Raw genomic sequence first — 18636 nt, forward strand, 5'->3', positions numbered from 1 at the left:
ATGAAAGATTTACAGGCAAGTGTCACTGCTGTTTATGAGATATTGTCAGATGTTTATCCAGTATCTCCTTGGTCTGAAAAACAGATATTATCAGACATGCAACAGGATAATGTTGATTACTTTTTTGTTCAAAAAAGATGAAAAAATTGTAGGATTTTTAGCCATTTCACAATTGGCTGGAGAACTAGAAATTACAAATATTGCCATTAAAAAAGCCTATCAAGGACATTGTTTAGGTAGTCAATTGTTGGCTAATTTGGACCATGTTGATTTCCCGATTTTCTTGGAAGTAAGAGCGTCAAATACTCCTGCACAAGCTTTGTATAAAAAATGTGGCTTTGGCATTATTGGTAAGCGTAAGCAATATTATCATGAACCAGTAGAAGATGCGATTATCATGAAGCGCGAAGGTAAATAAGAGGGAATTAATTGATGAAAGATAGATATATTTTAGCCGTGGAGAGTTCTTGTGATGAAACAAGTGTTGCGGTTTTAGAAAAATGAAAGTGAGATTTTAAGTAACGTCATTGCAAGCCAAATCGAGAGTCACAAGCGTTTTGGTGGTGTTGTGCCTGAAGTTGCTAGTCGTCACCATGTTGAAGTAATTACAACTTGCTTTAAGGATGCTTTGGAAACTGCAGGCATTGAAGTTAGCGACTTAGATGCGGTTGCGGTCACATACGGACCTGGTTTGGTTGGTGCGATTCTGGTTGGAATGGCGGCTGCTAAAGCTTTTGCTTGGGCTAACAATTTGCCATTGATTCCAGTCAACCACATGGCAGGACACTTAATGGCGGCACGTGAAGTAAAAGAACTTCAATACCCATTGATGGCTTTATTGGTTTCTGGTGCTCACACAGAACTTGTCTATGTGTCTGAACCAGGTAATTATAAGATTGTTGGTGAAACACGTGATGATGCTGTAGGTGAAGCTTATGACAAAGTTGGTCGTGTGATGGGATTAACTTACCCAGCAGGACGTGAAATCGATCAATTGGCACATAAAGGAAAAGATATCTATGATTTCCCACGTGCGATGATTAAAGAAGACAATCTTGAGTTTTCATTCTCAGGGTTGAAATCAGCCTTTATTAATCTCCATCATAATGCGGCTCAAAAAAGTGAAACTCTATCAAATGAAGATTTGTCAGCATCATTCCAAGCAGCTGTTTTAGATGTTCTAATGGCTAAAACCAAAAAAGCTTTGGAGAAATATCCAGTTAAAACCCTTGTGGTAGCAGGTGGTGTGGCGGCAAACCAAGGCCTTCGTGAACGTTTAGCGGATGAAATCACAGAAGCAGAAGTTGTTATTCCACCACTGCGTCTATGTGGTGATAATGCGGGAATGGTTTCACTAGCTGCAGCTATCGAATACGACAAAGGACATTTTGCAGGACTTGATTTAAATGCTAAACCAAGTCTTGTCTTTGATACATTGGATTAAATATAAATAAGCTCCTGAAAATTTCAGGGGCTTTTGATTTATTACTAGGTTTAGTAGTTTAATTTTGACATGAGTTTTTCGAGCTGAGAAACTTCATCTGTGGATAAGTTTGATAATAGCAAATCAGATTGTTGCTGTTCATATTCATGAGGTTGTGGATAAATGTCCATGGCTTTTTCTGTTGGGTAATGACGCTTGATTTTTTGATTAACAGAATCTTTCTTTAATTCAAAATAGCCAAGTTTAACAAGTTTTTTGATGGTTCTAAAGGCTGTTGTGCGATCAATTTGGACATTATCAGCTAATTCCCCTAAAAACATACCAGGTTGTTCACAGATACGAACGATATAGATATAAAGGTTATTATTTAAGCCAAATTCTTTAAAGTGATTGTTAGAATCTATTTGAATAGTATGCGTAATGTCACCAATAGTACGAATGATTTTAAACATCTTATCTCCTCGAATAAATTTTATCAAAAAATATTGCATTTACAATAAAATACGCTATAATATGAGAAATATTATTGCAAATACAATTAAATAAAAGGGGAGAGTTTATGAAAATCAGAATTTTTGAGCCAAAATTTAATCAGTCAGTAAAAGAGATGATTTTAGATATTCAACAAAATGAATTTCTACTTCCAATCACGCTATCTGATCAACCTGATTTGAACGTTCATACCAAAATAAAGGTGGACAGTTTTGGGTGGCTGTGGATAGCAGCAGTGGTCATGTAATTGGATGTCTTGGTTTAGTTGCACTTAGAGATGGGAATGTTGCTTTAAAGAAAATGTTTGTTGCAAAAACTTATCGAAAATTAGGTTTAGGGAAAAAGTTATTAGAAGAATTTATTACTTATTGTTATGAAAATAGTAAAAGGTCGATATTTCTTGGAACAACCTCAGATTTTGAAGCTGCTCAATATTTTTATCAAAAATCTGGATTAAAAGAAATTACTTCGGCAGATTTACCTGAAGATTTTCCACGTTTCACTGTGGATAACCGTTATTACACTTATTACATTAACTAAAAAAGACAGACTACGTCTGCTTTTTGGTGATAAAAACTTTTTTCTTTCTAGATCTATTACCAGCTGGCTTTTGTGACCCCTGGGATTTTTCCTTCGTGAGCAAGATTACGGAAGTTGATACGGCTCATGCCAAATTTTTGCATGTAAGCATGAGGACGACCGTCAATGCGGTCACGGTTTTTCAAGCGATTTGGATTTGAGTCGCGTGGTAATTTACGAAGGGCTTCGTAATCACCTTTAGCTTTTAGTTCGCGACGCAAGTCTGCGTATTGTTCAATGAGTTTTAATTGTTTATTGTATCTAGCGATTTTTGATTTTTTAGCCATAATATCTCCTTTTAGTTAACTGGTTAACAAAATTAATTATAACACTTTTAGGTCAAGAATCAAGCGAAAAACCTTAACTAGTTAAATATATTTTTAAAAATATAAAAAAGAAATCCAAAATTGGATTTCTCAACAATTGTTAATAATGTAAACTTCCAGCAACCCAGCCTGTGCACAAGGCAGCCGTGATATTAAAACCACCTGTGTGGGCATTGATATCAAGGACTTCGCCAGCAAAGTGCAAGCCTGGAACTTGCTTGCTTTCAAGAGTTTTAGGATTGATTTCTTTTAAGTCAACGCCACCTTTGGTTACAAAGGATTTTGCGAGAGACATTTTTCCAGCGACCTTGATTGGTAAAGCTTTTATTTTATCCACAAGCTCTTTTTCTTGATTTGGGGTCAGTTGTTTGACTTTTTCAGGAAATGGCTGAGCAAAAAAGTTTGCTAAGCGCTCAGGGACAAGCATTTTAAGAGTATTCTTAAGTGATTTTTCACGATGTTCTTCTAAAAATGCAAGAAGGTCTTCTGTGGATATATTGGGGATAACATCGAGTGTGATAGTTTCTCCACCTTTAATAAAACTAGACATGCGAAGCGCAGCAGGTCCAGATAGTCCAAAGTGGGTAAAGAGTAAATCGTGTGTAATGTGATGTTTCCTATAAGATAGGCTGATATCGCTCAGAGAAATTCCCTGAAGTTCCTTGTGTGGAAAATCTGTTAATAAAGGACTTTCTGCTGCTTCAAGTTCGGTTAAGTTTAACTTGAAGTGACGAGCGATTTCATAGCCAAATCCAGTCGAACCAGTTGATGGATAAGCTTTACCACCAGTTGTGACAATAAGTTTTCCACAAACAAATTCATCTGAAGCTGATTTAAGGTGAAAAAGCTCATCAATTTTTTTTACAGAAACAACTTCAGTATTTGTTAAGACTGTACCACCGAGTTCGCTAATTTTATGTGCTAGAGCATCGATGATTGTTTTGGATTTATCAGTTTTTGGGAAGACGCGCCCATGGTCTTCAACTTTTAAAGCAACGCCATTTTCTTCAAAGAAGCGCATAATATCATGGTTATCAAATTGAGAAAAGACACTGTAAAGAAAACGTCCATTGCCAGGGATGCCTTCCATCAGGTCATCGATAGTGCCGTTATTTGTGACGTTACAACGACCGCCACCTGTACCGGCTAATTTTTTGCCGAGGCGTTTATTTTTTTCAATCAGTAATGTTTTGTAGCCATAATAGCTGCTGGAAATAGCAGCCATCATTCCAGCAGGTCCCCCGCCGATGATAATTGTATCGTATAGTTTCATATAATCATTGTATCATAAAATATTTCTATCCCGTAGTCAAATGCTAATAGATATTTTTGAAATAGAGTAGCGAGTTTACAGAAAATGATAGAAAGTTGACACGATTGCGAAAAAAGCCTATCAATTCAAGCTTTAAGCAGTCAAGTAACTGGCTAAAAATTGACAATCAAGTGTTCATGTGTTATCCTTTTCATAAGTATTTCAATGTAAAAGAGGATATTATGGCAATCGAGAAAACAGTTAGTGAAATTGCTGAGATTCTAGGAGTTAGCCGCCAAGCGGTTAATAATCGTGTTAAGAATCTCCCAGAAGAAGATGTAGATAAAAATGAAAAAGGTGTTACAGTAGTTAATCGTAGTGGCTTGATCAAATTAGAGGAAATCTATAAAAAAACTATTTTTGAAGATGATCCAATTGATGAAGAAACAAAACAACGTGAACTTTTGGAAATTCTAGTTGATGAAAAAAATACAGAGATTACACGTCTCTATGAGCAACTAAAAGCTAAGGACAAACAATTGGCTTCAAAAGATGAACAACTTCGAGTGAAAGATGTTCAAATCGGTGAGAAAGACAAGCAACTAGATCAACAACAACAATTGACACTAGCTGCTATGGAAGATAGCAAACGTCTTCAACTTGAACTTAATGAAGCTAAGGCTGAGTTTGAAGAAATTCAAACAAAAACAGAAGAAGCTATTCAAGAGCAAGAAGAACAAGCAGCCACTCCGAAAGGATTATTTGCTCGTCTCTTTGGTAAAAAATAGGCTTATTAGGCGGAGCTGGGACGAAAGTTCCAGCTTGTTTTATAAAGAAATGATGATGTTTTTAGGGAGGAATTATGGAAAAGCTATCTGAGTATATTTCCTTTGACTTGGAATTTAATACTGTTGCTGAGATCAGTCACATTATTCAGGTTTCTGCTGTAAAATTTCGAGATGGTGTAGAAGTTGACAACTTTGACACTTACGTTTACACAGATATTCCTTTACAATCTTTTATTAATGGCTTAACAGGTATTACATCTGAAAAAATTGCTAAGGCACCAAAATTAGATAAAGTCTTGGCTGATTTTAAAGATTTTGTTGGGAAAACAGCTCTCGTTGGCTACAATGCCTTGAAATCAGACCTTCCTTTGTTAGCTGAAAATGATTTAGACTTGACAGATTTTTACAAGGTTGATCTTTATGATGAAGCTTATGAACGTCGTAGCTCAGATTTAAATGGTATTGCTAATCTTAAATTAACAAGTGTTGCTGACTTTTTAGGAATATCTGGTCACGGGCATAATTCTTTGGAAGATGCTCGTATGACAGCACTAGTTTATGAGAAATTCATGGAATTTGATGAGAATAAATCTTACTTGACTCAACAAGAAGAAGAGCATGGTGACAATCCATTTGCTGCTTTAGGTGGCTTTTTTAGCTAAAAGCTCTGCTATTTTTCAAAAAATAAAAAATCATCTAGGGTAACCCCTTGCTTGTGACGTTGGGGCATGTCCTATAATAAGGGCAGAAAGGAGGTGAAAGGAATGTCTCGCTCTTATACAACTGGCGATTTGGCGAAGTTGGCAGGTGTTTCAGTTCGGACGGTTCAATATTATGATAAACGTGGTATTTTGTCGCCATCTGATTTGACAGAAGGTGGACGGCGAATCTATGTGGATAGTGATTTGGAACAGTTGCGCATGATTTGTTTTTTACGGGAACTTGATTTTTCAATTGAACAGATAAAACGGCTGTTTGCTGAGGAAAATGCAAGGCAAGTTTTAGAGTTATTGCTTGTTGAGCATATCAAGGAAACAAAGCGTGAGCTTGCTGAGAAGAAAGCCAAACTTGACACTACTGTCAACTTGCTTGACAGGGTAAAAAATCAAACAGGTCAGTCGCTAGAATTTTTATCAGACATTTCTCTTACCATGAAAAATCAATTAGCTTGGCGTCGTTTGCAAAAACGGATGTGGATTAGTAATCTAGCAACGATTCTTATTTTTGTTATTTGTGTTGCTTGGCTTGAAAATCGTCCACAATCTGTTGTTTGGCAAGGTGTTAGTATCGGTATTGGCTTAGTATATGTTGGCACATTATTAATATTGTCTTATCATTTTTCACGTAAAGTAGCTTATATCTGTCCCAATTGCCATCAACTTTTCCAACCAACGTATAGGGAATTCGCATTTGCTCGTCATACTCCTAAAACGCGAAAATTAACTTGCCCACATTGTCATGAAAAATCTTATTGTTTAGAAACAGCAAAAGAAGCTTAAAAAGCTCGAACCTTAAAAGGTTCGAGCTTTTTTGATTATGTCATTAAAATGGTAATTTTCCTGCAAATGCGCCTAGTGTTTTTTGTGTGGCATCATCAATTTGAGAAAGAGCATCGTTGATAGCTTGTGTTGTCATATCTTGAAGAGTTTCGATATCATCTGGGTCAACGATAGCATCTTTGAATAAGATGTTAACCAATTTTTTGTCACCTGTGAATTCAGCAACAACTAATTCTTGAGCTGATTTTCCAGTGAAAGTTGTGCTAGCCAATTCAGCTTGTTTTTTCTCCATTTGTTTTTGGAGTTTTTGAGCTTGGCGCATCATGTTTTGCATGTTCATCATAATAATCTAGATTCCTTTCGTAGCGAGGGTTTGAGCCTTTATTAATTTGGAAATTTATCTTGAAAAAGATATTAATATTATAGCATCTTTCCTATAGAACTTAAAGTTTGGAATTAGGGTTATGATTATTGTTTTTGGTCTGATAAGAGAGGATTTTACAAAAACTTTACAAAAAACAGGTAATGGATTTGACATTAACTGCTTATAATGACGACTATAAAGATGTTAAAGGAGAAAGCCATGAAAAAATGGAAAATGTTAGCCGGTTTAGCTCTACTTAGTTTGGGAGCAAGTTCAGTCTTATCTGCTTGTGGAAAATCATCTAAAACTGAGTCAGGAACGGGGCAGATTAATGTTGTCTCTCGTGAAGAAGGATCAGGGACACGCGGTGCTTTTGTTGAGCTTTTTGATTTAAAAGGAAAAAATAGTAAAGGCGATACAGTTGATATGACTACATCAAGTGCTATCGTAACGAGCTCAACATCGGTCACATTAACGACTGTTGCTGGAGATAAGTCAGCAATTGGTTATGCATCACTAGGTGCTCTTAATGACAGTGTCAAAGTTTTGAATATCGATGGCCAAAAAGCTAGTGTTGAGACAATTAAGGATGGTTCTTATAAGATTTCTCGTCCATTTAATATTGTGACAAAATCAGAAATCAGTAAGTCAGCAAAGGATTTCATGGCTTATATCTTAAGTAGTGATGGTCAAAAGATTGTTAAGGAGAATGGCTATATTCCTCTTGAGCAAAAAGAGCCTTATCAAACAAGTGTGACTACTGGAAAAGTAGTGGTTTCTGGATCTAGTTCGGTAACTCCAGTTATGGAAAAATTGAAAGAAGCTTATGGCAAAGTTAATCCAGGTGTTAAAGTCGATATTCAACAAAGTGACTCATCAACCGGTATCACTGACACTATTGATGGAACATCGGATATTGGTATGGCTTCTCGTGAATTAGAGGAAGTTGAAAAAGCAAAAGGTGTTTCATCAACTGTTATTGCAATGGATGGCATTGCACTTGTTGTCAATAAGGCTAATGAGGTAGAAAATTTGACCAGCCAACAGGTAAAGGATATCTTTTCTGGCAAAATAACAGCCTGGAAAGACTTGACTGATTAAGAGGATGTCATGAATCACAAAAAAGAAAAAATCATGCAGGGGCTATTCTTTTTAACAGCCTGTATTTCAATCGTTTCAGTTTTATTGATATGCATTTTCTTGTTGGCAAATGGACTACCTGCTATTAAAGAAATTGGCATTAAAAATTTTCTTCTGGGAGAAATTTGGCGTCCATTAAGTAATGAATTTGGCATTTTACCAATGATTGTTGGGTCACTTTATGTGACGCTGGGAGCTTTAGTCATAGGGGTTCCGATTGGTATCTTTACGGCAGTTTTTATGGCAAAATTTTGTCCACCTGTTCTTTATAAGCTTTTGAAGTCAGCTATTAATTTAATGGCAGGAATTCCGTCGGTTGTTTATGGTTTCTTTGGTTTAGTTGTCCTTGTTCCCTTTGTGCGTAATTACATTGGTGGCTATGGTATGGGAGTACTAACGGCATCGATTCTTTTGGGGATAATGATTTTGCCAACTATAGTTAGTGTGTCGGAGTCAGCGATTAGGGTTGTGCCTAATCATTATTACGAAGGAGGGTTAGCTTTAGGAGCTTCTCATGAAAGAAGTATATTTTTTGTGGTACTTCCAGCTGCCAAACGCGGCATATTGGCATCCGTTATTCTCGGACTTGGTCGCGCTGTTGGAGAGACTATGGCTGTTATTGTGGTAGCAGGTAATCAGGCGATTTTACCAAGCTCATTAACCTCAGGGGTTCGAACACTAACAACCAATATTGTTATGGAAATGGGTTATTCATCAGGACTTCATAGGCAGGCTCTAATTGGAACGGCAGTCATTCTATTTCTATTTGTTCTGATTGTTAATATTATTTTCTCATTGTTACGGAAAGAGGATTAGAATGAAAAATATCAATCAGAGAAATATCAAACAAAGTATTAACTCTCGTAAAAAAGATCCTCTTTCAATGATTTTATTTTGCATGGTGTATTTAACGGCATTTCTGAGTTTTTCAGTCATTGCTTTTATTGTCATTTATATTCTAATCAAAGGAGCACCTCATCTTAGTAAAGGGCTATTTGCCTTAACTTATACGACAAAAAATGTTTCCTTGTTACCGGCTCTGATTAATACCTTGCTGATAACTTTATTGACTCTTTTGATTGCTGTTCCGATTGGAATTGGTGCTTCTATTTACCTAACGGAATACGCTAGAAGGGATAATCCATTAGTTTCAATTATTAGGATTGCTACCGAAACGCTTTCAGGAATTCCATCGATTATTTATGGTTTGTTTGGGGCACTTTTCTTTGTTAAGTATGCGCACTTTGGATTATCTTTGCTATCTGGTGCGATTACTTTAAGTATTATGATTCTTCCTTTGATTATGCGTACAACAGAAGAAGCTTTGCTATCTGTTTCAGATGGTTATCGAGAAGGAGCATTTGCTTTAGGAGCTGGAAAATTACGGACAATTTTTAAGATAGTTTTACCAAGTGCAATACCAGGTATTTTCTCAGGTATTATTTTAGCGATTGGTCGTATTATTGGAGAGTCAGCAGCTTTGATTTTTACAGCTGGGACTGTGGCAGAAGTGGCAAGAAGTGTCTTTAGTTCATCTCGAACTTTAGCAGTTCACATGTATGCAATATCTGGTGAGGGGTTATATCTTAATCAGACTTATGCAACAGCGGTAGTTCTTTTAGGATTGGTTATTGGTATTAATATTTTATCTAGTTTTGTGGCTAGACGTTTAGGAAGTGAGATGGGTGATGAGTAAGTTAATTGTTAATAATTTAGATTTGTATTATGGTGATTTTCATGCCTTAAAATCGATTAATTTGGAAATTCCAGCAAATGGTATTACTGCCTTCATTGGACCATCAGGATGTGGAAAGTCAACTTTGCTAAAAAGTTTGAACCGTATGAATGATTTGGTTAAAGATTGCCGCATTACTGGAAAAGTTATTCTAGACGGTGAGGATATTTACCAAGATGTTGATATCAATAGGTTGCGCAAGAAAGTCGGAATGGTGTTTCAAAAACCAAATCCATTTCTAATGAGTATTTATGACAATATCACTTTTGGTCCAAGGACACATGGCATTCATGCGAAAGCTCAATTGGATGAAATTGTTGAACGCTCTTTAAAACAAGCAGCTATTTGGGATGAGGTTAAAGATCGTTTGAAAAAATCAGCTATGGGCTTATCAGGTGGACAGCAACAGCGTCTTTGTATTGCGCGTGCTTTGGCTATTGAACCAGAGATCTTGCTGATGGATGAGCCAACTAGCGCACTTGATCCTATATCAACATCAAAGATTGAAGATTTGGCAGTTACTTTAAAAGATAAATACAGTATTGTTATGGTAACACATAATATGCAACAAGCAGTTAGGGTCTCAGACCAAACAGCTTTCTTTTTAATGGGGGAGTTGATTGAGTGTAATCAAACGAGTCAGCTCTTTTCACTGCCACAAGATGAAAGAACAGAAAATTATATTACGGGGAGATTTGGATGATTCGTTCAACATTTGAAAATCAGCTGGAAGAGCTAACGAAAAATGTCATTCTGATGGGAGCTTTGTGTGAGGATGCCATTTCAAAATCTGTTCAATTTTTGAAGAAAGATGATTCATATTTGGTTAACAATGTGATTAAAACTTATCAAAAAATTGAACAATTTGAGCGTGACATCGAAGAGCAGTGTTTAAAATTACTCTTACGTCAACAGCCCGTAGCCAAAGATTTGAGATATGTTTCAGCAGCTCTTAAGATGGTTTATGATATGAAACGCATTGGCGCTCAAGCTGCGGAAATTGGTGAGATTGTGAACCAAGGACATATTCAACCCGGGCCAGAATTAGAATATTTGAAAAAAATGGCTAATCACGTTGTAGGAATGGTGACAACCAGTATTGATGCCTTTGTATATGAGAATGAAAAGATGGCAAATCAGGTTATCTGTTCTGACAGTACAGTTAACCAAGATTTTGATACAATAAAGGTAAATCTGATGACATATTTCTCAGGTAAGGATGTTGATGGTGAGCATGCTATTGATGTCTTGATGGTAGCCAAGTACATTGAACGTATTGGAGACCATACGGTTAATATTGCTAAATGGGTAATTTTTTCCATTACGGGGCAACTAGATGGAGATGACATATGATTTACTGTGTTGAAGACGATGATGATATTCGTGAATTGATGCTCTATACTTTAAAAACAGCTGGCTTTGAAGCTCAGGGATTTCCTGATGGAGATGATTTTTGGCAAGCTATATCTATCCAACAACCAGATTTGATTTTATTAGATATTATGTTGCCTGGAAGTGATGGTTTAGCCATTTTAGAAAAGTTAGAACAAACACCTACGACTGCAGGTATCCCAGTCATTATGGCAACAGCTAAAGGAACAGAATATGACAAGGTAAAAGGTTTAGATATGGGAGCTGATGATTACCTTGTGAAGCCATTTGGTATGATGGAGATGATTTCTCGAATTAAGGCAGTTTTGCGTCGAAGCGAAAAAGGACATGTTTCTAAGATCTTGAAACTTGGAAATTTATCACTAGATGTTCAAAATTATGTTGTAAAAAAAGATAATCAAGTGATTCATTTAACCCTAAAAGAGTTTGAACTTCTTGCTCTTTTGCTGAAAAATCCCAATCGTGTATTTACCAGACAAGATCTACTTAAACAAGTCTGGGGAGATGATTTTTTAGGTGAAACGAGAACTGTGGATGTTCATATTGGGACGCTTCGAACAAAGCTTGGCGATGCAGGTCACTATATTCAAACCATTCGTGGCGTAGGATATCGTCTGGAGGATGATAATGGTTAAGAAAATTTTTCGTTCGACACTTATGGTAACTTTGGGAATTCTCTTTTTAGCAATTATGCTGATTATGGGAGTTCTCTATAGCTATTTTGCTCAAGTACAAAAAGAACAACTTCAGACAGAGACGTCCTTAGTTGCCCAAGGGGTCAATCTTGAGGGAAAAAGCTATTTTAATCACCTTAAGGTATCAGGAGTTCGAATGACTTGGATTGACCATAAAGGAGATGTTCTTTATGATAGTCATTCTAATGCAAAGAAGATGGATAATCATGCCAATCGGAAAGAATTCAAGGAAGCTTTGGCTGATGGTTATGGAGAAAGCACGCGCTATTCATCTACTTTAACAACTAAGTCCTTGTATTTAGCACAGCGTCTTGATGACGGAACGGTTATCCGATTATCAGTGACACAGCACAGCTTATTATTACTGTATATTCGCATGTTTCAACCATTTGGCTTGATTATCATATTAGCTATTGCTTTATCAATCTGGGTTGCGCGATATACTGCCAAACGTATTGTGGCTCCTCTAAATGATTTAGATCTAGATCAGCCACTGCAAAATGAAGCTTATGATGAAATTTCTCCTTTGTTAAGACGAATTGATCATCATCAAAAAGCGTTGAGTAAGCAAGAAGCCTTGTTAAACCAGAAAAAAGAAGAATTTGATACCATCATTTCAAAAATTAAAGAAGGTATTATTTTGTTGGATGCTAAGTGTCAGGTGATTAGTATTAATGACGCGGCGCAACAACTTTTTCAGACAGATCAAACTTGTCTTGGAAAAGACATCTTACAAATTACGAGAGACTTGTCGTTTCATAAATGGTTAAAATCAGGTCTAGCTGGTCATAAGCAAGAGGGAATTATTCATTTTGACAAAGAGAGTTATAAAGTTCTGATTCGCCCGATTTTATTTGATGGTCATGTAACAGGTTTGGTCATTCTTTTATTTGATGTGACGGAACAATTACAAATTGAGCAGCTGCGTCATGAATTTACGGCTAATGTCTCACATGAATTAAAGACACCTTTACATGTTATCTCGGGATACTCAGAGATGCTGGTTAATGGAATGGTTTCAAGTGAGGATGTTCCTTATTTTGCAGGCAAAATTTACAAAGAATCTAAGCGCATGGTTCAACTAGTTGAAGATATTATCAATCTTTCACATTTGGATGAGACTGATCAGGTACCTATGGAAACATTGGACATCTATGCAATTGCTAAAAATGTTCTTGATAGTTTGTCTACCAAAGCTAGTCAGAGACAGATCCATTTACACTTAACAGGTCAGCCAACCATGATGCTAGGAAATCCTGCTTTGATTCACTCAGTTTTGTACAATCTCTGCGATAATGCTATTACTTATAACCGTGATAAAGGAAGCGTCGAAGTTACAATAACATCGGATGAAAAATACGTTTTCTTAACTATTAAGGATACTGGTCTTGGCATTCCAAAAGAAGAACAAGAACGGATTTTTGAACGCTTCTATCGTGTTGATAAAAGTCGCTCAAGAAAAGTTGGTGGAACTGGTCTTGGTTTGTCTATTGTCAAACATGCTTTAAAACTTCATGAGGCTACTATCCAAGTCAGAAGTCAGGAAAATATTGGAACACAGATGTTACTAACATTTCATAAATAAAAAAGGTTGAACCTAGGGTTCAACCTTTTTATAATTATTTTTCTACCGGAAGACTAATGCTTGATTGGTCTAAATCAACGGTTAAAATATAATTGCTATTGTCGCGGATAGTGTGTTCAAAGTCTGTAGTGTAGAGAAGAACACGTAAGCTATCACCTTTTTTAAGTTTATAGATGCTTGGTTGGAGAGTGAAATCAAGTGTCATCCATTCATTTGGTTTGATGTCTTCAACTGTTAGCAAATCATTTCGGTTTTGAAGATTGAGAACACCTTTTGTGATGACACGTTCTTGTGTTTTGACAAATGGTAATTCTTTAAGTGCTTCACGTGAGAAGTTGCGGCCGTTATCGATAGCATGTAGAGCTCGATTGGTTGGAACGTCTTTGAAGCGTTTCTTCTGACCATAATCTAAAACTTGTGCTGACAAGAGACCTTTATTTTCACTTGATTTAAGTGTCAAATGTAATGTTACCTGACCATTGATGTGATAATCTTGATTAACAGGAATATCAAGGCAGATACTATTTGCTTTTCCTGCAAATAAGTCACTCTTGAATGTGCGGAAGTTTTTACTATAACGTTCAAAGTCATCTTTGCCATAATGGTTGTCAATGATTTGAAGGTCTTTTCCAAGAGGCAATGTTTCTTGGTTAGCACTACCAAATTGTGTTAAGTTGCTTGTCCATGTTTGTTCTTGACTATTGTCTTGCCAAATCAGAGTTGGTAAATCAAAGTAATTATCTTGATTCAACATTTTTTGACAAAGCAAAGCATTCATGCTTTCTCTAAAATCAATGGATTGCCAATTATGCATGTAAACATGTTCGCCATTGTGAAGGAAGGCATGCTTTTCAACAGAGCTTGGCAATGCGTTAAAAATGTTAAAAATGTGACGTGGTTTAACGTTCCAGTCTTGAAGACCATGTGTGTAAACACAAGTAGCTTTCACTTTATCAGCATGTGGAAGATAGTTGCGGTCATGCCAGAACTGATTATAATCACCAGAAGTACGATCAAGTTCTGAAGATTGTTCATCTAAAAGTTCTTGATAGTGTGCATTGTTACGGAGATAATCACCAGAAAGCAAATTACGTGAGTAAGTCAATTCGGTAAGGACATCGAGGTCTTCACCAGGGTAACCACCAGGGCTGCAGACAAGACCATTTTCACGGTAGTAGTCATACCAAGATGAAATAGCTGATTCGGCAATGATGACTTTTAGTCCTTCAACGCCGGTTGTGGCAAGGGCAGTTGACATAGTTCCAAGATAAGATTTACCAGTGGTACAAACTAAACCATTTGACCAATCAGCTAGCACTTTTTGATCACGACGATGGCTAGAAAAGGCGATTGCTCTGCCATTTAACCAATCAATAACAGCTTTAAAACTTTCTACCTGAGCGTAGTCACCACTTGTCATAAAGCCATTTGATCCAGCGGTTCCAACACCAGAAATGTAGATATTAGCAAATCCACGAGCTAAGAAATAGTCATTCAAAGTATAAGAATCGATAAAGCTAAAACTTTCTTCAGCATCACCGACTGGAAGGTCTAGCTCAGGAGTTTCAAGTGGCTCGAAGTCACGTGTCTCCACACTGATTTTACCAGCAGATTTGATGGCTAAGTCGCCTTCCATTTTGTAAAGTTTCTTGTCGTTAGCAACGCCATTTGTCCCTTCGTGGTAAGGACTTGCTGTCATCATAGTTGGTACTTGATGGCTTGTATTTGGACGAATGATATTGACTTTAATCAAATCCAATTGTCCATCTTGATCGGTATCAAGAGGAGATTGAACGTAGACAACTTCACGAATCAAGTCATTCGTATCAAAGGTTGCTAAAGATTTGCCGTTGAAGAAATGATAATCATTATCAACTGGAATCAGACCTTTACTGATTAAATCATCAAGTAAAGTCATTCCGCCTTTTTGGCGGCTAACAAGGAGGTGGTAAAGGGCCTCAATAACGTGTCCTTTTTGATAATTGATTGGAAAATCGATTTTCTCTAAAAAGTCAGTTGTATCTGTAAAATCAACGTGTGGTGTGAATCCAAGTAATTGAAGGGCGATGGTATAAAAAATATCTGCCGTTAGAGGACGATCAGATTTGAAAAATGTCAGTAAGTCTGTCTCAAAATCTGCAATAAGATTGTGAAGTGGGTAATCCGTGTCTTTATAATTAAAGAAAATCTTACGACAGAAGTGCTCCAGTGTCTCTTTATCAGATTGACGTTTGTTAAGCTCAAATCCAAGAGCTTGTAATTCTTGTTCACAAGCATCGGCAAGCCTTGGTATGTAAGAGAATTGGTTATATTTCATGAAAATTTCTCCTTCTAAAAGTAAACGTTTTAATTTTACAGATAACCTTTACATTATCTATTATACTTGATAAAATGTTAGTTGTCTAAACTATATTTTTTTTTGGAGGAAACAAAAAGACATGGACTTTTCATGGACTGTGAAATACATCACAGAATTTATCGGGACAGCTTTACTCATCATTCTTGGTAATGGTGCAGTTGCTAATGTGGAACTTAAGGGGACAAAAGGGAATAACTCTGGGTGGGTTATCATCGCACTTGGGTATGGTTTTGGTGTTATGATTCCTGCACTCATGTTTGGTAACGTTTCAGGTAACCACATTAATCCAGCCTTCACACTTGCACTTGCAGTTTCAGGTTTGTTTGACTGGTCACACGTTCCACAGTACATCACTGCTCAATTACTTGGTGCAATGTTTGGTCAATTGCTTGTCGTTATGACACACAAGCCATACTACCTTAAAACTGAAAATCCAAATGCTATCCTTGGTTCATTCTCAACTATCTCAGCTGTTGACGACGGTACAAAAGAAAGTCACAAAGCTGCTTGGATTAATGGTTTCTTGAATGAGTTCCTAGGTTCATTCGTACTTTTCTTCGGTGCTATGGCACTTACTAAAAACTACTTCGGTGCAGAATTAGTTGTAAAATTGACTGCTGTAGGTTATGATGCTTCTACAGCTGCAACTCAAGTTGCTCCTTACACTACAGGTTCACTTGCTGTTGCTCACTTAGGACTTGGTTTCCTTGTAATGACACTTGTTGCATCACTTGGTGGTCCTACTGGTCCTGGTCTTAACCCTGCACGTGATCTTGGTCCACGTATCGTCCATGCGTTGCTTCCAAAATCAATTCTTGGTGAATATAAAGGCGATTCTAAATGGTGGTATTCATGGGTACCAGTTGTAGCTCCAATCCTTGCTGGTGTTGCTGCAGTTGCCTTGTTCAAATTCTTATACCTATAAGATTACAAGATAATAAACCAGAAAAGAACCTTCGGGTTCTTTTTTATTATGCCAGGAGAGCATAATTTCTTGTCAAACTGACTATTTTTTTCTAAAATAGAAAAGACCTGGTCCTTATTTTGTAAGAACTTGTATAACATCATCTAACAAAAAACACTGTGAGGAGATAATTATGACTTTATTTAACGGAGTCACGTTTAGGCACCCCGTTTTACGTATCAATAATCGTGATCACAACATCGATTTTTATCAAAAATTAGGCTTTAAGTTAGTGAATGAAGAAAATGCTATTGCTGTATTTTCAACAAAACAACGAAATGCTCATTTTGTCATTGAAGAATCACCTGCACCAGATACTCGTGCTGTTGAAGGTGACAAAAAGATTAATAGAATTGTCGTTAAAATTCCTAAAGCAGCTGAAATTGAAGGTATTTTAGGTAACGGCATCGATGTGGAACGACTTTTCAAAGGTAAACGTGGTTATGCTTTTGAGACAGTATCTCCAGAAGGTGACCTTTTCCTCTTGCATTCAGAAGATAACATCCATGAATTAAGAGAAATTGAGAACAAAACATTTCCTGAAAATGATGATTTAAAAGAAGTTTCTGAGTTCCATTTTGAAAGTTTGACACTTAATGTTGCTGACAAAGCTGGCACACAAGCCTTCTATCAAACCGTATTCGGTGGTAAATTGCCGTTAGATCTTCAGTTTGAACAAGGAAATGGAGCAGATTTAACTGTTGAGCCTCAAAAAACTTGGGATTTGGAAATCCTAGAATTTAAGGTTTCTAAGAACTACGATCTTAAAGCTTTGGCTGATGATTTAGAGGCTAAAGGGCAATCTATCTATTTAGATAAAAAAGAAAAGTGTTTTGGTTCTTTCGGATCCTAGTCAAGTTGAAATTTGGTTTATCAAATGACAGATTTGCTAGACATTATCAATAATCAAATTGATCGCAATATTTATCATGGAGCTAGTTTAGCTCTTTTTAAAGACAATCAATGGAATGAGCATTATATTGGAACGATTGATGGTAAGACTCCTGTTGTTTCTGGTTTAGTTTATGATCTGGCCTCTGTATCTAAGGTGGTTGGTGTCGGAACGGTTGTTATTTTACTTGTCCGTGAAGGAAAGTTGGATATTGATGCACCGCTTAAGCAGTATTATCCTGATTTTCATGAGGAAAAAGTGACGCTTCGCCAGCTCTTAACACATAGCAGTGGAATTAATCCTTTTATTCCGAATCGTGATGCACTTAACGCCAAGGAGTTAAAAGAGGCTATTAATCACATTACGGTAGAAGATAAAAAAGATTTCTTGTACACAGATATTAACTTTTTATTGCTTGGTTTCATGTTAGAAGGTATTTTTGGAAAATCTTTAGATGAGATTTTCAAAGAAACTGTCTTTGAACCCTTTGACATGACTAAGACAGGTTTTGGGCCGTTTAAAGGTGCTGTGCCAACGGTAGAGGGAATTCCGGGAGGAACTGTTCACGATCCCAAGGCTCGAGTGCTCAAAGAGCATACAGGTTCAGCAGGTCTCTTTTCAACTCTAAAGGACTTGGAAATCTTTGTTAACCATTATTTGAAGGATGATTTTGCTAAAAATCTGACGCAAAATATCAGTCAATCCAAGAAGGAGCGTAGTGTCGCGTGGGACCTTCAAGGTGATTGGATTATTCATACTGGTTATACAGGTACCTTTGTGCTTATCAATATCCCTCGTCAACGTGCGGGGATTTTCCTCAGTAATCGTACCTATTACAAGGATGAGAGGGCTCAATGGATTAAGGACAGAGATGCTTTGATTGAGATAATGAAGAAGGAGTTGGTTTGTGAAACGGTCGATCAAGGAAAATAATGATAAATTAAAAGTTCAATTAGAACTCCTCCGTAGTTATACGGAACACTTTGACTCAGGTATGATTCATAGGGCTTTGCCAATGGCTACACAGGTTCAGGTATTAATACATCAAACAGATAAGTCCAATTTATTGACTTCTGAGCACTTTTTCATCCGGCTGTTGTCGGCGCCGATCATTGTGCGATCGGGGGTGG

At 36.8% G+C, this 18636-nt stretch carries 19 protein-coding genes and 3 pseudogenes; 17 read left to right on the plus strand and 5 right to left on the minus strand.

Features of this window, described 5'->3' with window-relative positions:
• Both rimI and tsaD read left to right on the plus strand, forming a co-directional pair.
• A pseudogene (rimI, locus tag STRINF_RS04820) lies at positions 1 to 418 on the plus strand (ribosomal protein S18-alanine N-acetyltransferase).
• A 14-nt stretch (positions 419 to 432) separates the two neighbouring features.
• Positions 433 to 1444: pseudogene (gene tsaD, locus STRINF_RS04825) on the plus strand (tRNA (adenosine(37)-N6)-threonylcarbamoyltransferase complex transferase subunit TsaD).
• A gap of 50 nt (positions 1445 to 1494) precedes the next feature.
• Here the strand turns inward: tsaD and STRINF_RS04830 are convergent.
• Positions 1495 to 1896, minus strand: coding sequence for a MarR family winged helix-turn-helix transcriptional regulator (locus STRINF_RS04830; RefSeq protein WP_043878348.1), 402 nt, complete (start codon positions 1894 to 1896; stop codon positions 1495 to 1497).
• A 107-nt stretch (positions 1897 to 2003) separates the two neighbouring features.
• Between STRINF_RS04830 and STRINF_RS10520 the strand changes: the two genes are divergently transcribed.
• Positions 2004 to 2183, plus strand: a complete 180-nt coding sequence (locus STRINF_RS10520; protein WP_223903578.1) for a hypothetical protein — start codon at positions 2004 to 2006, stop codon at positions 2181 to 2183.
• Entirely contained in the window at positions 2153 to 2476 is a 324-nt protein-coding gene (locus STRINF_RS04835) for a GNAT family N-acetyltransferase (RefSeq protein ID WP_223903579.1), read from the plus strand. Before STRINF_RS10520 ends, STRINF_RS04835 begins: the two co-directional genes overlap by 31 nt.
• Before the next feature lie 56 nt (positions 2477 to 2532).
• Here STRINF_RS04835 and rpsN read toward each other — a convergent pair whose 3' ends face one another.
• Together rpsN and STRINF_RS04845 are read right to left on the minus strand one after the other, a co-directional pair.
• On the minus strand, positions 2533 to 2802 hold the full coding sequence (gene rpsN / locus STRINF_RS04840; protein WP_006531921.1) for a 30S ribosomal protein S14: 270 nt from the start codon (positions 2800 to 2802) through the stop codon (positions 2533 to 2535).
• Positions 2803 to 2941: 139 nt separating this feature from the next.
• On the minus strand, positions 2942 to 4114 hold the full coding sequence (locus tag STRINF_RS04845; protein WP_006531922.1) for a BaiN/RdsA family NAD(P)/FAD-dependent oxidoreductase: 1173 nt from the start codon (positions 4112 to 4114) through the stop codon (positions 2942 to 2944).
• A 221-nt stretch (positions 4115 to 4335) separates the two neighbouring features.
• Between STRINF_RS04845 and STRINF_RS04850 the strand changes: the two genes are divergently transcribed.
• The 3 genes from STRINF_RS04850 to STRINF_RS04860 all read left to right on the plus strand — a co-directional run bounded on the left by STRINF_RS04850 (position 4336) and on the right by STRINF_RS04860 (position 6380).
• A complete protein-coding gene (locus tag STRINF_RS04850) occupies positions 4336 to 4881 on the plus strand; it encodes a DUF536 domain-containing protein (RefSeq protein ID WP_015695665.1) in 546 nt (181 codons plus the stop codon).
• Positions 4882 to 4955: 74 nt separating this feature from the next.
• The gene (locus STRINF_RS04855; RefSeq protein WP_006531924.1) at positions 4956 to 5543 is read left to right on the plus strand and encodes a 3'-5' exonuclease; all 588 of its coding nucleotides are present in this window, start codon (positions 4956 to 4958) and stop codon (positions 5541 to 5543) included.
• Between the two features lie 102 nt (positions 5544 to 5645).
• Positions 5646 to 6380 carry a MerR family transcriptional regulator gene (locus tag STRINF_RS04860; protein WP_015695663.1) on the plus strand — a complete coding sequence of 245 codons (735 nt, stop codon included), beginning with the start codon at positions 5646 to 5648 and terminating at the stop codon, positions 6378 to 6380.
• A 43-nt stretch (positions 6381 to 6423) separates the two neighbouring features.
• Here the strand turns inward: STRINF_RS04860 and STRINF_RS04865 are convergent, their stop codons facing one another.
• A complete protein-coding gene (locus STRINF_RS04865; protein ID WP_006531926.1) occupies positions 6424 to 6723 on the minus strand; it encodes a YbaB/EbfC family nucleoid-associated protein in 300 nt (99 codons plus the stop codon).
• 240 nt (positions 6724 to 6963) lie between these two features.
• Here STRINF_RS04865 and STRINF_RS04870 point away from each other — a divergent pair, with 240 nt between their 5' ends.
• The 7 genes from STRINF_RS04870 to STRINF_RS04900 are packed head-to-tail and all read left to right on the plus strand — an operon-like array spanning position 6964 to position 13291.
• On the plus strand, positions 6964 to 7845 hold the full coding sequence (locus tag STRINF_RS04870) for a substrate-binding domain-containing protein (RefSeq protein WP_015695661.1): 882 nt from the start codon (positions 6964 to 6966) through the stop codon (positions 7843 to 7845).
• Positions 7846 to 7854: 9 nt separating this feature from the next.
• Positions 7855 to 8700, plus strand: coding sequence for a phosphate ABC transporter permease subunit PstC (gene pstC / locus STRINF_RS04875; RefSeq protein WP_006531928.1), 846 nt, complete (start codon positions 7855 to 7857; stop codon positions 8698 to 8700).
• Position 8701: 1 nt separating this feature from the next.
• Positions 8702 to 9580, plus strand: coding sequence for a phosphate ABC transporter permease PstA (gene pstA, locus STRINF_RS04880; protein ID WP_006531929.1), 879 nt, complete (start codon positions 8702 to 8704; stop codon positions 9578 to 9580).
• On the plus strand, positions 9573 to 10322 hold the full coding sequence (pstB, locus tag STRINF_RS04885; protein WP_006531930.1) for a phosphate ABC transporter ATP-binding protein PstB: 750 nt from the start codon (positions 9573 to 9575) through the stop codon (positions 10320 to 10322). The genes pstA and pstB overlap by 8 nt, the downstream gene beginning before the upstream one ends.
• Positions 10319 to 10972, plus strand: coding sequence for a phosphate signaling complex protein PhoU (phoU, locus tag STRINF_RS04890; RefSeq protein ID WP_006531931.1), 654 nt, complete (start codon positions 10319 to 10321; stop codon positions 10970 to 10972). The genes pstB and phoU overlap by 4 nt, the downstream gene beginning before the upstream one ends.
• Positions 10969 to 11646 carry a winged helix-turn-helix domain-containing protein gene (locus STRINF_RS04895; protein WP_006531932.1) on the plus strand — a complete coding sequence of 226 codons (678 nt, stop codon included), beginning with the start codon at positions 10969 to 10971 and terminating at the stop codon, positions 11644 to 11646. The genes phoU and STRINF_RS04895 overlap by 4 nt, the downstream gene beginning before the upstream one ends.
• Entirely contained in the window at positions 11639 to 13291 is a 1653-nt protein-coding gene (locus STRINF_RS04900; RefSeq protein ID WP_043878349.1) for an ATP-binding protein, read from the plus strand. Before STRINF_RS04895 ends, STRINF_RS04900 begins: the two co-directional genes overlap by 8 nt.
• 34 nt (positions 13292 to 13325) lie before the next feature.
• Here the strand turns inward: STRINF_RS04900 and STRINF_RS04905 are convergent, their stop codons facing one another.
• On the minus strand, positions 13326 to 15608 hold the full coding sequence (locus STRINF_RS04905) for a Xaa-Pro dipeptidyl-peptidase (RefSeq protein ID WP_006531934.1): 2283 nt from the start codon (positions 15606 to 15608) through the stop codon (positions 13326 to 13328).
• 121 nt (positions 15609 to 15729) lie between these two features.
• Between STRINF_RS04905 and gla the strand changes: the two genes are divergently transcribed.
• The 3 genes and pseudogenes from gla (at position 15730) to STRINF_RS04920 (ending at position 18439) form a co-directional block, all read left to right on the plus strand.
• Positions 15730 to 16575 (plus strand): aquaglyceroporin Gla, encoded by an 846-nt coding sequence (gla, locus tag STRINF_RS04910; protein ID WP_006531935.1) that lies wholly within the window; start codon positions 15730 to 15732, stop codon positions 16573 to 16575.
• Positions 16576 to 16747: 172 nt separating this feature from the next.
• Positions 16748 to 17495: pseudogene (locus STRINF_RS04915) on the plus strand (CppA family protein).
• Positions 17492 to 18439, plus strand: a complete 948-nt coding sequence (locus STRINF_RS04920) for a serine hydrolase domain-containing protein (RefSeq protein ID WP_006531937.1) — start codon at positions 17492 to 17494, stop codon at positions 18437 to 18439. The pseudogene STRINF_RS04915 and the gene STRINF_RS04920 overlap by 4 nt, the downstream one beginning before the upstream one ends.
• Positions 18440 to 18636 lie beyond the last annotated feature (197 nt).

The sequence above is a fragment of the Streptococcus infantarius subsp. infantarius ATCC BAA-102 genome (assembly GCF_000154985.1).
Taxonomy (GTDB): Bacteria; Bacillota; Bacilli; order Lactobacillales; family Streptococcaceae; genus Streptococcus; species Streptococcus infantarius.